The sequence below is a fragment of the Vibrio sp. Vb339 genome (assembly GCF_902751245.1).
Taxonomy (GTDB): Bacteria; Pseudomonadota; Gammaproteobacteria; order Enterobacterales; family Vibrionaceae; genus Vibrio; species Vibrio coralliirubri.
Genome location: NZ_CADDIS010000004.1, coordinates 83,366 through 97,744, shown reverse-complemented (window position 1 = coordinate 97,744; position 14,379 = coordinate 83,366). Strand labels below are relative to the sequence as shown.

The following is a 14,379-nucleotide window of genomic DNA, read 5'->3' as shown; positions in this document are numbered from 1 at the left end:
TTAAATTGTAGAAAATTATTCTCTTTAAATGCAATTTGGTGAAACTGTGATAGATGCCGTAGATAAAAAAATATTAGGGTTACTGCAAGAAGACAGTACCCTGTCATTGAACGATATTTCTGAAGCAGTCAATCTCACTACAACGCCTTGTTGGAAAAGGCTTAAGCGCCTTGAAGAGAACGGAATTATTGAGAAAAGAGTTGCACTGCTGAACCCAGAAAAGCTGGATCTTTCCTTTACTGCGTTCGTATTAGTGAAAACCAGTGATCATTCTCATGAGTGGTATGGTCGTTTTGTGAATACTGTGTCGGAATTTCCAGAAGTGATGGAGTTCTATCGTATGGCTGGCGAATATGATTATATGATGAAGGTTCAGGTTAAAGACATGAAGTGCTTTGATGATTTTTATAAGCGCTTGGTGAATAGCATTGATGGTATTTCTAATGTGACCTCGACGTTTGCGATGGAACCATTGAAGTACACGACAGCATTGCCGCTTTAAGCTGCGCCTAGTAATAGATTAACTATCGCTTTAGTTTAGATATCTTCTCAGTTTAGATCTCGCCTCTGCGATAAAGAAAAGGATTATTCATGTTTGCAAAAGTATCTACCGCTATCCAGCTAGTATTGGCGGTCGCCATTTTTTACTTGGGTTACACCATCTACTCGTTTACCAATAAAGTCGGTGAAATCGTTGATACTTATCCGCAAGTTATCGAAGACATATCGGGCCTCACCAAAGGGCTCAAAGTAGAAGAGCTATTAGCGCTTGCAGAACATGTCAGCGATCTTGCTCCTCAGGTGTTAAACACTGTCGAAGAAGTTAGAAAGACGATCGATGACGTGAATCAAACCGTAGCCTCGGTCGACAACAAAATCCCTGCGATTTTAGATGAAGTCAAAAATGTTCGAACGGAAGTCGAGCAGGTAAGAACTGATGTTATTCCTCCTACATTAACGGAATTAAAGAGATACCGCGTAGATGTAATGCCACCAATGCTCGCTGAAAGTAAATCTTATCGCGAACAGACTATTCCTGTCATCGTCACTGAATCTGAAATGCTACGAGCGGAAGTCCCAGGTATTTTGGCGCAAGCTAACTTGTTAGCGGATAAGAGTAAAGAGCTCGCTCAGGGAGCCGCAGAGGGCGCGGTGAAAGGCGTAGTGTTATCGCCATTTAATCTACTGCGTGACGCAGGTGATGGCATCAAAACACGAGTACAGAGCGAGTTTGAGCCAACATTAGAAGTTGAGTAGGTTTTATTGATTTTTATGTGACGGGTTGTCTTAAGCGTCATTAAAGAAAGAGGCTAGGTATTGAACCTAGCCTCTTTTTGTTTGCTCGTATTTGGGGCTTGTAAGAAGCGTTTATCCGCTATTTATTTGAGCGCTACTTAGTAAAACGCATCACACCTTCTTGTACTGCCGTCGCTACGAGCTCACCTTTCTGGTTAAAGATCTCGCCGCGCACTAGGCCGCGAGTGTTCGCTGCCGTTGGGCTTTCAATCGCATAAAGCAGCCATTCATCCATCTTGAATGGGCGATGGAACCAGATTGAATGGTCAATCGTCGCCACTTGAAAATTTGGCGTCATGATAGAGACTTCATGAGGGTGAAGCGCCGTAACCAAGAATCCCCAGTCCGATGCGTAAGCAAGCAGGTATTGGTGAATCAATTGGTTGTCTGGCATCGCGCCATTCGCTCTGACCCAAAGGTATTGTTTCGCTTCCGTCTTCTTAGGTTTCAGTGGATTTACCACCGTCACCGGGCGCATCTCAATCGGCTTTTCGCCACAGAAGGTTTTGCGTAGTTTCTCTGGTAAGAATTCCGCGATGTGGCTCGCTAACTCAGTTTCTGAGGCGAAGTTCTCTGGTCCAGGAATATCAGGCATTGAAATCTGGTGTTCAAAACCTGGCGCATCGCCATGATAAGAAGCGGTGAGATAGAAAATAGGGCGGCCATTTTGAATCGCTTTTACACGACGTGTGCTAAAGCTGCGTCCATCTCGTAGGTTCTCAACATCGTAAATGATTGGCTTTTCAGGATCGCCGGGAAACAGAAAATAACTGTGAAACGAGTGAACGCTACGGTCGTCTTGAACGGTATAACGAGCAGCAGAAAGCGCTTGTCCCAATACCTGACCGCCGTATACCTGTGGTAGGCCTAGGTTCTCACTTTGCCCACGGAATAAACCTTCTTCCAGTTTTTCAAGCTGAAGTAAACTTAGTAATTCTTGTAAAGGTTGACTCATCGCCAGCATTCCTCTTCGTAAAATGGGTGTCAGATTATGGTGTTAATCATTTAGCTTAGTCAGATATCTGTCAATAAATCATAGGGTTTCAAGACAGAATATGAAAGCTCTCTTATAATTGGTCAGTAGATTTGCCGAGTCCGGCAAACATGTTGAGAGAAATTGAATATGAAAAAGGCTCTAATTCTTATTACGTCTTTAGTATCGTTTGGCCTACTTGTTGGTTGCCAAGCAACATCAGAAACGAACGCTTCTCAAGAAGTGGTTGCAGAGAACACTCAAGTGATTTCAGGAACAGTAAGCTACCGTGAAAGAATTGCATTGCCAGAGAATGCAGTAGTTACCGTTACGCTAGAAGATATCTCACTGGCTGACGCACCATCGACGGTTATCGCAACTCAAGAGTTCACCACAGACGGTAAGCAAGTACCGTTCGCATTCGAGCTAAGCTACGACAACGACAAAATTAAAGCTAACCACCGTTACAACATACGCGCATCGATTCATGTTGACGGCAAACTGCGTTTCACAACGGACACGATTAAGTCAGTAATTACTGATGTAGAAAATACACAGCAAGCAGACCTACGTTTGGTTGGTGTTCGTTAATCAGAAGTCGATGCCACTGTTAAGGCATCTTGATTGGCTTAACTTAGCCAGTTGAATTGACGATTAGTGGCAGCTCTAGGGCTGCCATTTGTAAATTCTGAGTTTAACTTTTCCTGCATCACTCACCTCAACCCCTTCTTTAACCAAATGCTGCTTTTGTCGGTCGAACGAATCACCCTTTAAAGATATTTCACCCTTGCTGTTTATCACTCGATACCAAGGCAGTTTGCTACCTTCTGGCAGGTTACCCAGCGCTTTACCAACATGGCGCGCATAGCCCGGAAATCCTGAAAAACGTGCTATGTCTCCATAAGTTGTTACTTTTCCATATGGAATTTGGTGAATCACAGCAAAGATTTGGCTCAAAAATTGGTCCATACTAAATGTTCCTAGTTCATAAATACCAATCACAGTAAGTAAGTGTTCAAAAATAGCGCAGGGAAAAAGCTTGAGAGCAAGGCCGCTCTTTTTGATAAGAAGTTTTGATAAGTAGTTATTCTACAATCAAAAAATCTAACGAGGTTATCGAGTTTTTTAACAAGCTAGAGTGACCAGTTAATTACTACGATTGGTATGGTACCACGGATCGGTAGAAGGAGAGGGCTATGGTATTTACAACGTTTCAGTTCTTGATCACCACATTATTAGCGGTTGTTTGCGCGAGAGCAATCAGTTTAAGTGAGGGAGATATCCCAGTGCTTGCAATGGTAATTCCTGCTTTATGGATTTTACCGCAGGGAGGCATAGCAGGATTAGCTTTGCTTGTTTCCATGACCACTTATGGTCTAACCCTTCCTTTGCAGCCCATCACGCTGTCTGTCAGTGCGTGGGTACTGTTCCCGCTATTGATGGTGGTCTTCTCAAGACGCAGTAGTTTGTCGGTCGTGATTATTTCCGGCTTGATTGTGACGACTTTGCAGGTCGGGATCATGGTCACGCAATCAGCAGGCAAGCTTGAAGGCGTCCCATGGGTTACCACACTTCAAACCTTATCAATCATCGTGATTTGGTGGGCGGCAAATCACCTTAAGCCTGCCAGCCGACACAGCTGGTGGTCATTAGGCTTAATACTTCCATTATGGATAGCCGATTTACCATATGCTGCTTTGGTGGCCTTGTGTATAACGGGCATCATGGCATCGATGGAAACGCTGACGCGCTTGAAAACCTTCCGCTGGAATAAACTACTGTGTTGGACACTGCCAACGGTCGGTTTTGCGGCTCTGGTGATTACTCCAAGCATCGAAGTACCAAGCCCAGTCTTTGTGGTGTGGTTGTGTCTATTAGGTACCGCGTGGATGACAGACTATATCATTCGCACAGAAGATAACGAAGACATCGATATCTAGTACTCCAGCAATTCAAACCTTCCAAATGCAGGTAAATGGTGAATTTACCTGCGATTTTCTAGTGGTTTGAATAAAGGATAAGCACTTAGACCGCAATTGTTCAAAAATAGGGTGGAAGGGCTTGCAATGGTTGCTGTGATGCTTAATAATCCAATCACTCTTTGAGGCAAGCCTCTTAGAAAACGAATCTATGGGGGCCTGGTCCTCCCGCAACAATAGCTCGTGAACTCGGTCAGGCCTGGAAGGGAGCAGCCGCAGCGAGTGACTTGTGTGCCGGGATGTGGCTGGGTTCCCACCCCTTATGAAGCCTGCAATATATGTTCGCATAAATTGCAGGCTTCTTTTCTTATTTGCACCCTAAGTCTTCATGGTCTATTTTTTGTTGTAGGTTTACAACAAAAGTGCTTTTGCTATGTACGACCAAACCAAAAAATCATCAGCTGTTCACAACATTTGTAAATTCATGAGTTTGAAAAATGACTCAGTTGTTCGAACAATGTCCATGCTTGAGTATGACTTTTGTTTTCATGCTGAATACAATCCTCAAATAGTCAGATATGAATCTCAGCCACATGGGTTTGAGTACTACTTCAATGGGCGCTACTGCCGCTACACACCAGACTTTCAGCTTTTCGATAGCATAGATACGCCTTCTCTGATTGAAGTAAAGCATTCAAGTCAGATCCTTAAACCAGATTTTCGAGCAAGGTTTAAAGAAAAGCAGCTTGTCGCTCAAGCTGAGTATGGAAAAAAGCTCATCTTAGTGACCGAGAAGCAGATTCGAACTGGTTTTCTACTTAGTAACCTTAAATTACTCCATGGCTATTCAGGGATTCGTACAATCACTGATATTCAAAAACATGTGCTTCAGTTTGTTCAAGCTAATAGAAGCGTGACCCTTCATCATCTTTCACACCAACTTAAAATCTCTCCAGATGAAACACTAACAGCAGCTTTGTGCTGGCTATCTTCAGGTGAAATACAAACAGATTTTAATCAGAAAAAATTTGATTTAGAAAATTCTGTTTGGTGCTAGCCAATGAGTGATTATGATCTCTTTGGTTTTAGTGATGAATTTAATAGCTTCGACAATGATGTAGCTGATGATAAAACGCTTTCGACAGAATTTTTAGCAGAAGACGAAAGTCTTGAATTGGCATTTGGTGACTTGCCAAACAAAGAGACGGCATTGTTTCGTTTGGATCTAATTCGTTATTTGGAAAGGCGCGTAAAAGGAGGTTGGACGCCCAAAAACCTAGATAAGTTCTTGGAAGAGTATGCCCTATTGAAGAAAACTTCGGTCCCGTCATCCAGAACGATAGCTGATTGGAAAAAGCTCTATTACGAGTCAGGTAGAGATGTAGCGTCTCTTGTTCCTGGGCATAGCAAAAAAGGAAACAGAAAACTAAAAAATGATTCATCTGATTTAGTTACAGAAGCGATTCAAACCAAGTTTCTGACCAAAGAGCGAGTATCAGTCAATACTGCCTATGAGTACTACAAATATCGAGTTATTGAAGAAAACCGACAACTAACGCAAGTTAAAATAGCGCCAATCTCCCAACGGACATTTTACAATCGTGTAAATGCACTACCTCCCTATGAAGTTGCTTTAGCTCGTTATGGAAAACGATATGCTGATAATAAGTTTAAGACTGTTGGGTCAATCATTCCGGCAACGCGGCCAATGGAATATGTAGAAATAGATCACACTACAGCTCCTGTGATTTTACTTGATGATGATTTGGAGCTTCCTCTTGGCAGACCACACTTAACAATACTTTATGATAGATACTCCACTTGCATTGTTGGTCTTTCTGTCAATTATAGAGACCCTAGTTACGAGACAGTACGAGCAGCTTTTCTTAATTCAGTTCTTAAGAAGGATTGGGTTAAAGAAAAGTACCCAAGCATTAAATCTGAATGGCCTTGCTACGGAAAAATTACAAATTTGATTGTGGATAACGGTGCGGAGTTTTGGAGTGATAGCCTAGAGTCAGCATTAAAGCCATTAGTAACAGATATTCAATATAATCAACGTGGTAAACCGTGGCGAAAAGCTGGTGTTGAAAAGTCTTTTGATACCTTCTACAAGAAACTATTTAGTCGTTTCCCAGGAAAAACCTTCACCAACCCTACTCAGTTAAAAGACTATAACCCGAAGCGAGACGCTGTCATTAATGTGTCTGATTTTCTCGAGCTGTTACATAAGTGGCTTATTGACGTTTATCATAAAAAAGCTGACACGAGGTATAAGAGAGTTCCTTACCAGAAATGGACAGAGTCGCAAGGAACGATAATCTTTTGTGACGGCCCTGAAGCAGAGCAATTAAAGATTGAGCTTGGAGTTGTAAACCATCGGACTATAAGAAGAGGCGCTATTGAATTGCATTCTCTTAAATACCAGTCTGATGAGTTGGAAGAGTACGGTAAGCAGTATTCTAGTCGTGCAAGAAAAAGCGCTTATGTGAAAACCAAGACAGACCCAAACGATATCAGCTCGATTTACGTTTATCTTGAGGAAGAGAAAAAATACATCAAAGTCCCAGCAGTCGATCATACGGGTTATACAAAAGGCCGATCTTTATATGAACATCAACGAATTAACAGTTTAAGAAGGTTGAAAGTTCGTTTGGGAGAGCAAGACGAATCACTAGCCGATGCGTCATTGTATTTGGACAGAGCTATGGATGAAGCAATAGAACGTATGAGTCGTTCTAAGTCCAAAAAATCGGCGCTTCCTAAAACAACTCATGCTTCAAAAATAGCAAAGCAAAGAGGTGTTGGTAGCGAAGGGCCTAGCACCATTGTCATTACGTCACCTAAACCTATCAGTGAAGTACCAAAAGAAGTAATAGATATGGGTACTGCTAGTGATGACCTCAGCGATATAGAGGGGTATTAGTGAACATACTTAGTGAGCTTCAAATAGAGCAATATACATCTTTTAGAGAGTGTTTCTTAGAATACCCTCAGCTGACGGAAATTTATAACGTCTTTGATCGAATGGTATTGAACAGCTCTCTTGGAGGGGAACAAGAGTCACTATTGCTAACGGGAGATACAGGTGTTGGCAAGACGGCGATGATAGATAATTATGTTGCAAGGTTCGCTGCTAAGGGTAGCCGCTGGGCTGAAATGCCAGTATTAAAAACTCGCATCCCAAGTAAAGTTCGTGAGCAAAATACGTTAGAAAGATTATTAATTGATTTAGATAGTCGAGCCTCTAGCCGCCGTAGGAGACCTTACAAAGAAGGAGCGTTAGAACAAGGAGTCATCAAAAGTTTAATTGAAAAAAAAGTGAAGCTTGTGATCGTTAATGAGGTTCAGGAGCTGATGGAATTCAAAGATGCTAATGAACGACAAACAATAGCGAATACTTTTAAGATGATAAGTGAGGAAGCGCAAGTTTCATTTGTATTGGTGGGTATGCCCTATGCGACTATGCTCGCTGAAGAAGACCAATGGAATTCTCGTTTAGGCTGGAAGCGACACTTAAGTTATTTTCACCTTTCTAAGCTGAGCGAAGTCGATAAAAAAGGTTATATACCTGATGCAGAAGGGAAACGGCATTTTGCAAGCTTTGTTGCCGGACTTGCAGGCAGGATGGGGTTTGAAAAACGCCCTAACTTAACTGGGGATGAAATTCTATTGCCTTTATTTTCAGTCTGTCGTGGAGAATGCCGTGTGCTGAAGCACTTTCTTGCAGATGCGTTACTTAATGCATTGCAATCTTCAAAGGATACGATTGAGAAGCCATTATTATCGGCTTGTTTTGATACTAAATACCCTTATGCGAAACAGAATCCTTTCGAGTGTAAGTTAACAGAACTCAAGCTAGTAGAACTGAAAACAGAAACTTCGTACAACAAAGGTGCTCAATTTAAAGAAGACCGATTAATAGGTCGATCATTTACTGATTTATTACCGGTTGATATGTTGTTGAGTAAAACACCTTTAAAAGCTCAGTAATACGCACATTGTTATTTGCTCAGATTCTCCAGCAACGCCGCCTTCTCTTCATCACTCATCTTGTCAATGGCACACGCTAACTCAGCGCTCAATTCGCTCCTACAGAAAAAGTAGTTTAGCGGCACGTCTAACTCTTCAGCCATGCGCTCAAGCGTACCAATATCAGGTACATGCCTGCCTTTCTCGTAATGATTCATACGACCGCTAGCAGAACTTTGCTCCATACCAATTTTCACCCCTAAATCTTTTTGGGTGATCTTGGCTTTTTTACGCGCAGCTTTGAGCCTCGCAGGGATGGGATTGTCTTTTTGCACTTACACATTTCTTTTCAACCTTTAGATAACTTAGATTGTCTAAGTTTTACTGATTTTTGTATACTTAGCAATCCTAAGTTTTTATTGCCTGTAAGAGTCACATGAAGAAAGTAACCAGAATTAACCCTCACATGTTTAACCTATTGATTGAAAAAGGGATGGATAATTTCTCCGTCACAGAAGCTAGAGATGCTTTGCTAAACAGTGCTTCAGCCTTCCCGAGCAAGGGCGATGCGCGGAAGTATGTTTATAAGCAACTTCTATCATTTGAGGAGAAAGGCTGGCTTTCTGTCATTGGGGCTCGTAGAGACAAACGCTACCATCAAACTAACGAATTCAAAGCGCTCACAATTGAGCCTAGAGTGGCTAGAAATAAGAAAGCTAAGGTCGATTCAATAGCTGTTCAAACTCCAGAGTGCTCTCTAAATGCACTAGAGCAAGAGAAGAAGCAGCATGAAGGCGAGTTGGCGATTACTCTAGGCGAGATTGAGGAATACCAATCGTTGTTAACGCGTTTCCCAAACAACAAGCAAGATATGCAGCCGCTATTTAATGCGGCAAGAGAACGCTCAGCCAAGCTATTAGGCCGAATTAATGCACTAACCAACTGGATGCAAGTCGCCCAAAGCAAGGCTCCACAATGTTAAGAGCATGGCAAGCCGAGTGCGCATCTCTAGCTATCGAGAAATTTACGTCAAACAAGCATTCACACTTCTTCTGCCAAGCGACTCCTGGAGCGGGTAAAACCGTTATGGCCGCCGAGGTCGCGGGTCGGTTATTTGAACAAGGCATGATTGACCTAGTGCTGTGCTTCTCGCCCTCTCTGACTGTTGCTGAAGGGATGCAAAAGACCTTTTCATGGAAGCTCGAATGTTCCTTTAATGGAGGTTTGGGTTCTCTTGGGGGCTCTTACACCTATCAATCCATCCGTTTTTTAGATGAGAACTTCTGGAACACAGTCAGTAAATATCGAGTCTTAGTCGTATTTGATGAGATCCACCATTGTTCGTTTGATGATGAGGGGCGCTCAAATTCATGGGGGTTAGAAATTGTCAGTAAGATCCAAGGTTTTGCCCGTTACACATTAGCGCTGTCGGGCACTCCTTGGCGTTCTGATCGACTACCGATTGTCATGGCTGAGTATTCCGACCCTGATGGCAAGGTTGTTTGCGATTATCAATACGGCTTGCAACAGGCCGTTGAAGATAAGGTATGCCGCCGCCCTAAAATCGTTTTAATCGATAATGAACACCTAAGCGTTAAAGCTGGCAGTGACAATCAACACTTCGCTTCTATTCTTGATTGCCTTAAACAATCCGATGTCTCTTATCAAAGCGTCATTCACAACGAAGACGCTATGAATTACATATTAAATAGTGGGTGCCAAAAGCTAGCGCAGTTAAGGCAAAAGTCCCCAAGTGCCGGAGGCTTAGTAGTTGCCGCTTCTATTAAGCACGCCAAAGACATTCAAAAGCGACTTGTTGAGCACTTTAATCAATCAGCATGCATAGTGACTTATCATCAAGATAATCCGTTACACGAAATTGAGTCTTTTCGTCACTCAACGGTTCAGTGGATAGTCAGTGTTGGGATGATAAGTGAAGGAACGGATATTCCAAGGCTGCAGGTTTGCTGTCATATGAGTTCGGTAAAAACGGAGCTTTACTTTAGGCAAGTGCTCGGGCGAATTTTAAGAATCAATGATTCACCCAATCAAGAAGCGTGGTTGTATACCTTTGCCGAAGAAAGTTTGATTGGGTTTGCTGAAAGAATAGAGCAGGACATTCCAGAGTCGTGTCTATTTATTAAATCGAATGAACAGACTGATGAATCAGATAAGGCGCAGAGTTTTACTCCGACAGGTTTGTTGAACGATAAGATTATGGTATCTGAGGAGCCCTCAACGCAACTAAATTGGTCAAAAATCGATGGGGTTCAAAGTGCTTTTCACTCCGATTTCGAGCGTTATGATGAGTTACGTTTAGGTGATTTTAAACAAAGAGTTATCGCAACATTCACTTAATCACACCGTGAATAATGCGCACTCGGATTTATATTGGCTTTACGATATACTGATTAGCTATTGAGTCTCTCTACGAGTAATCCGAATGGTCAGCAGCATTAATAAAGCTAAGTTATCTGAAACCGACATCATTACCAAATTCATACTTCCTGCGATTAAAGAGGCAGGGTGGGATGATATGACTCAGATTCGCCAAGAGGTGAAACTGCGAGATGGTAAGGTGATCGTTCGTGGCCAAGCTGCTGCTCGTCAGAAAGTAAAATCAGCTGATATCGTTCTTTATCATAAGCCTAGTATGCCGCTTGCAGTGATTGAGGCAAAAGCCAATAAGCATGAAGTTGGCAAAGGCATGCAACAAGGCATGGTATACGCAGGCCTGCTAGAGGTGCCATTCGTTTTTGCCTCGAATGGTGATGGTTTTATTTTCCGAGACTTAACCAACCCAACTCAACTTGAAACGGAAATTCGTTTAGAGGATTTCCCAACCCCTCAGCAGTTGTGGAAAAAGTACTGTGCTTGGAAAGGGTATAAAGAAGAACACCTGCCAATTATCACCCAAGATTACCATGATGATGGCAGCGGTAAATCACCGCGTTACTACCAGCTTCAAGCTATCAACAAAACAGTAGAGGCCGTTGCTGCTGGCCAAGACAGAGCTTTACTAGTCATGGCGACGGGTACAGGTAAAACCTACACCGCATTTCAAATTATCTGGCGACTTTGGAAAGCCAAAGCTAAAAAGCGAATTCTGTTCCTAGCGGATAGAAATATTCTTGTCGATCAAACTAAAACTAATGATTTTCAGCCATTCGGCACGGCGATGACAAAGATTACAGGTCGCAAAGTCGACCCTGCCTTTGAGGTTCATCTAGCCCTTTATCAAGCGCTTACGGGACCAGAAGAAGAACAAAAAGCCTACAAGCAAGTAGACCCTAACTTCTTTGACTTAATCATCATTGACGAGTGCCACCGTGGTAGTGCTTCAGAAGACAGCGCTTGGCGTGAAATTCTTGAATACTTTAGCAGTGCGACTCAAGTTGGTTTAACGGCAACACCAAAAGAGACTGATGAAGTTTCTAACATCGAGTACTTTGGCGACCCAATTTATACCTACTCTCTTAAAGAAGGTATTGAGGATGGCTTCTTAGCCCCTTATAAGGTCGTTCGTGTCGACATTGATGTGGATGTCCAAGGTTGGCGACCAACCAAAGGGCAAACTGACAAAAATGGCGAAGTGATTGAAGATCGAATCTACAACCAAAAAGATTTTGATCGCACAATGGTTATTGATGAGCGTACAGAGCTTGTCGCACAAACCATCACCAACTATCTGAAACGTACCGACCCAATGGCAAAAACCATCGTGTTCTGTAACGACATCGATCATGCAGATCGCATGCGCCGTGCATTGGTAAACTTGAACCCTGAGCAAGTTAAGAAGAACGATAAATACGTAATGAAGATCACGGGTGATGACGACATTGGCAAAGATCAGCTAGACAATTTCATCAATCCTAAGAAAAAGTACCCTGTTATTGCCACGACTTCAGAGCTAATGACGACGGGAGTTGATGCAAAAACCTGTAAGCTAGTGGTGCTTGATCAAGGTATTCAATCGATGACCAAGTTTAAGCAAATCATTGGTCGTGGTACTCGTATTGATGATCGCTATGGCAAGCTTTGGTTCACTATCTTGGATTTCAAAAAAGCGACAGAGCTGTTCGCTGATGAACGCTTCGACGGAACACCAGAGCGCGTGAAGGTCACTACGCCAGAGCAGTTCGAAGATGAAGAAGATTTAGATGACATCATCGACGGCGTTGATGATGTTGATGCTGATAACCCATTCGGTGACGAAGACATTGACCCTGATTCAATTCAAGAACCAGAGGCTACCTATGGTGAAGATTTTGGAAACTCCCCTGAAAATACAGGCGGTGCAGACGATTGGGATGATGAGAATCGAGTTCGCAAATTCCATGTGAATGGAGTTCCAGTAAAAGCGCTCGCTGAACGTGTCCAATATTACGATTCAGACGGTAAGCTTGTGACCGAGTCATTTAAAGACTACACCCGAAAAACCATGGTGAAACAGTTCTCCTCTTTAGATGAGTTCACCAAGCGTTGGAACGAATCTGACCGCAAGCAAGCCATTATCGATGAGCTAGCCGAAGCAGGTATTCTATGGGAAGCACTAGAAGACGAAGTGGGTAAAGACATGGACCCATTCGATATGATTTGCCATGTCGTTTATGACCAACCCGCTTTAACTCGTAAAGAACGTGCCGATAACGTGAAGAAGCGTAACTACTTCACTAAATATGGTGATACAGCGCAGCAGGTACTGAACAACCTCCTTGATAAGTATGCCGATGAAGGTGTGCAGGAGATCGAAAACATCCACGTTCTTAAAGTGAAACCTTTCGATGAAATGGGCAGACCGTTAGAAATCATTAAGAAAGGCTTTGGTGGCAAACCGCAATATTTAGAAGCGGTTAATGAACTGGAAGCTGCTATCTACCAATCTGCTTAACAATATTCACACCGTGTAGATACGGAAACCTTTAAGGCCGCTAATTTAGCGGCCTTTTTTGTCTTCATCGGAAAGATCCAGTTCAGATGAGAGTAGTGCAAGCTGATCGGCTAACATTCCGCTTATGCAGTTGTGATCAATATATCTAGGTAAAATATTGCCTAAGTTGAGGGCTTGGTAGTCAGGGTGTTCAAACAGTACTTGTAAATACTTATTAAGGCGCTCTTCGGGCGTCGAATCACGCTTTAGCTGCTTTTTGATGTTTTGACCAAGCTTACGGATATTCTCTTTGTCTGTTTCTTTAAAATCGTCGTTATCATTGAGCTCTTCATAGAGTACATCAGCAAACCGATGATGGCTCCAACCTAATGCGTCTAAAGTATTTTGAATCTGTTTTTGCTTTTGTTTTGTAGTTGTCCCCATAGTTCCCCAACCCCTTAGTTAATATTACCTGGTCTTAGCGAAGACACATTAATAACGATATTTTTAAGGATAAAATCATGACTAAATCAAAAGCACCAATGACACCAGAAGCCGCTGCTCGCATTCAAGGTAATGCCGCAAAACAAAACGGCGGGCAAGTTCCTAAAGGCGACTTTGCTGGCCGAGCTCAACGCGCAGCTGCTCACAACCAAAAACAAGGGAAATAGGAGTTCATTATGAATAAACCAGCTTCAAGTACACCTAAAGGTGGCGTTAAGCCGAATCCAAATTACCCAAGCACGACGGGCAAACCATCGGGCGGTGGTCGCGGAAACACACCTAAGCGTTAATAATTAAAGGAGGGGTAGCATAATGCTGCCTCTCTTTTTACGAGCATCTGTTGGCGTGTTGCTTGAATGTGCGAAGAAATATAGCTTGATCTGATTTGTAGTCTGAATATGCCACATCATTTTCTGTTTTTTCTAATGCGCATAAACAAGTTTCCCGTTTACTTTCATACCAACTTACGGACACCATGTTTTTGCTAGAATTCACGCAAGTATCGACAATCGCGTATTCCACTTCGAGAGGATACCTTTCTTTGTCTAACCCACTTTCAACAGCGTAACCCCCTAGGGCTCCAACCAGTAAAGCGGAGCTAGCAGAAACGAGCTTTCGCTTACTGAACTTAAACCCTTTAAAACTCTTCTCACACTCTGAACACGATATGTTTTCTGCAAATTCAATCTCATTGTCCTTCTGGCAACGAGGGCATTCTATTTTCATTATTTAGCCAACTGTATTTATGATTATGATTTTATAAGTTCAGGCTATAGATTAATGCATCTTATATCTATGGTTTCATAGAACTAACTTCATTTTTTTTGACCTAGTTCTGCTATAAT

The 14,379-nt window shown here is 42.5% G+C and carries 16 protein-coding genes and 1 other RNA gene; 12 read left to right on the top strand and 5 right to left on the bottom strand.

From position 1 onward, the window contains the following. The first annotated feature begins 28 nt into the window (after nt 1-28). Nucleotides 29-502: an Lrp/AsnC family transcriptional regulator gene (locus HRQ85_RS18410; RefSeq protein WP_050650332.1), complete on the top strand. Its 474-nt coding sequence runs from the start codon at nt 29-31 to the stop codon at nt 500-502. A gap of 89 nt (nt 503-591) precedes the next feature. Beyond that, a complete protein-coding gene (locus HRQ85_RS18405; RefSeq protein WP_065584123.1) occupies nt 592-1,257 on the top strand; it encodes a hypothetical protein in 666 nt (221 codons plus the stop codon). Nucleotides 1,258-1,390: 133 nt separating this feature from the next. Here the strand turns inward: HRQ85_RS18405 and tesB are convergent, their stop codons facing one another. After that, a complete protein-coding gene (tesB, locus tag HRQ85_RS18400) occupies nt 1,391-2,251 on the bottom strand; it encodes an acyl-CoA thioesterase II (RefSeq protein WP_029224039.1) in 861 nt (286 codons plus the stop codon). A gap of 168 nt (nt 2,252-2,419) precedes the next feature. Between tesB and HRQ85_RS18395 the strand changes: the two genes are divergently transcribed. Next, complete coding sequence (locus HRQ85_RS18395) at nt 2,420-2,860, top strand: YbaY family lipoprotein (RefSeq protein ID WP_172380323.1); 441 nt, start codon at nt 2,420-2,422, stop codon at nt 2,858-2,860. A 75-nt stretch (nt 2,861-2,935) separates the two neighbouring features. Here HRQ85_RS18395 and HRQ85_RS18390 read toward each other — a convergent pair whose 3' ends face one another. After that, nucleotides 2,936-3,238, bottom strand: a complete 303-nt coding sequence (locus HRQ85_RS18390; protein ID WP_017098798.1) for an MGMT family protein — start codon at nt 3,236-3,238, stop codon at nt 2,936-2,938. Nucleotides 3,239-3,465: 227 nt separating this feature from the next. On the opposite strand from HRQ85_RS18390, the gene HRQ85_RS18385 reads away from it, so the two are divergent. The 5 genes from HRQ85_RS18385 to HRQ85_RS18365 all read left to right on the top strand — a co-directional run bounded on the left by HRQ85_RS18385 (nt 3,466) and on the right by HRQ85_RS18365 (nt 8,181). Further along, nucleotides 3,466-4,209: a hypothetical protein gene (locus HRQ85_RS18385; RefSeq protein ID WP_017058953.1), complete on the top strand. Its 744-nt coding sequence runs from the start codon at nt 3,466-3,468 to the stop codon at nt 4,207-4,209. A gap of 196 nt (nt 4,210-4,405) precedes the next feature. After that, nucleotides 4,406-4,502, top strand: an RNA gene (gene ffs, locus HRQ85_RS18380) — signal recognition particle sRNA small type. A gap of 119 nt (nt 4,503-4,621) precedes the next feature. Continuing rightward, nucleotides 4,622-5,245 carry a TnsA endonuclease N-terminal domain-containing protein gene (locus HRQ85_RS18375; RefSeq protein ID WP_008220689.1) on the top strand — a complete coding sequence of 208 codons (624 nt, stop codon included), beginning with the start codon at nt 4,622-4,624 and terminating at the stop codon, nt 5,243-5,245. Nucleotides 5,246-5,248: 3 nt separating this feature from the next. After that, complete coding sequence (locus tag HRQ85_RS18370) at nt 5,249-7,114, top strand: Mu transposase C-terminal domain-containing protein (RefSeq protein WP_172380322.1); 1,866 nt, start codon at nt 5,249-5,251, stop codon at nt 7,112-7,114. Then, on the top strand, nt 7,114-8,181 hold the full coding sequence (locus HRQ85_RS18365; RefSeq protein WP_172380321.1) for a TniB family NTP-binding protein: 1,068 nt from the start codon (nt 7,114-7,116) through the stop codon (nt 8,179-8,181). Before HRQ85_RS18370 ends, HRQ85_RS18365 begins: the two co-directional genes overlap by 1 nt. 11 nt (nt 8,182-8,192) lie before the next feature. Here HRQ85_RS18365 and HRQ85_RS18360 read toward each other — a convergent pair whose 3' ends face one another. After that, nucleotides 8,193-8,495, bottom strand: coding sequence for a helix-turn-helix domain-containing protein (locus tag HRQ85_RS18360; protein ID WP_102491820.1), 303 nt, complete (start codon nt 8,493-8,495; stop codon nt 8,193-8,195). A gap of 101 nt (nt 8,496-8,596) precedes the next feature. On the opposite strand from HRQ85_RS18360, the gene HRQ85_RS18355 reads away from it, so the two are divergent. From HRQ85_RS18355 to hsdR, 3 genes are all read left to right on the top strand, one after another. After that, nucleotides 8,597-9,142 (top strand): hypothetical protein, encoded by a 546-nt coding sequence (locus HRQ85_RS18355; protein ID WP_172380320.1) that lies wholly within the window; start codon nt 8,597-8,599, stop codon nt 9,140-9,142. After that, nucleotides 9,136-10,518: a DEAD/DEAH box helicase gene (locus HRQ85_RS18350; RefSeq protein WP_172380319.1), complete on the top strand. Its 1,383-nt coding sequence runs from the start codon at nt 9,136-9,138 to the stop codon at nt 10,516-10,518. Before HRQ85_RS18355 ends, HRQ85_RS18350 begins: the two co-directional genes overlap by 7 nt. Nucleotides 10,519-10,603: 85 nt before the next feature. Further along, nucleotides 10,604-13,051, top strand: a complete 2,448-nt coding sequence (gene hsdR, locus HRQ85_RS18345; RefSeq protein ID WP_172380318.1) for an EcoAI/FtnUII family type I restriction enzme subunit R — start codon at nt 10,604-10,606, stop codon at nt 13,049-13,051. A 45-nt stretch (nt 13,052-13,096) separates the two neighbouring features. Here the strand turns inward: hsdR and HRQ85_RS18340 are convergent, their stop codons facing one another. Further along, on the bottom strand, nt 13,097-13,474 hold the full coding sequence (locus HRQ85_RS18340) for a hypothetical protein (protein ID WP_046225068.1): 378 nt from the start codon (nt 13,472-13,474) through the stop codon (nt 13,097-13,099). Nucleotides 13,475-13,551: 77 nt separating this feature from the next. Between HRQ85_RS18340 and HRQ85_RS18335 the strand changes: the two genes are divergently transcribed. Then, nucleotides 13,552-13,701, top strand: a complete 150-nt coding sequence (locus tag HRQ85_RS18335) for a hypothetical protein (protein WP_008220701.1) — start codon at nt 13,552-13,554, stop codon at nt 13,699-13,701. Nucleotides 13,702-13,861: 160 nt separating this feature from the next. Here HRQ85_RS18335 and HRQ85_RS26465 read toward each other — a convergent pair whose 3' ends face one another. Continuing rightward, nucleotides 13,862-14,260 (bottom strand): hypothetical protein, encoded by a 399-nt coding sequence (locus HRQ85_RS26465; protein ID WP_008220703.1) that lies wholly within the window; start codon nt 14,258-14,260, stop codon nt 13,862-13,864. Nucleotides 14,261-14,379: the final 119 nt, after the last annotated feature.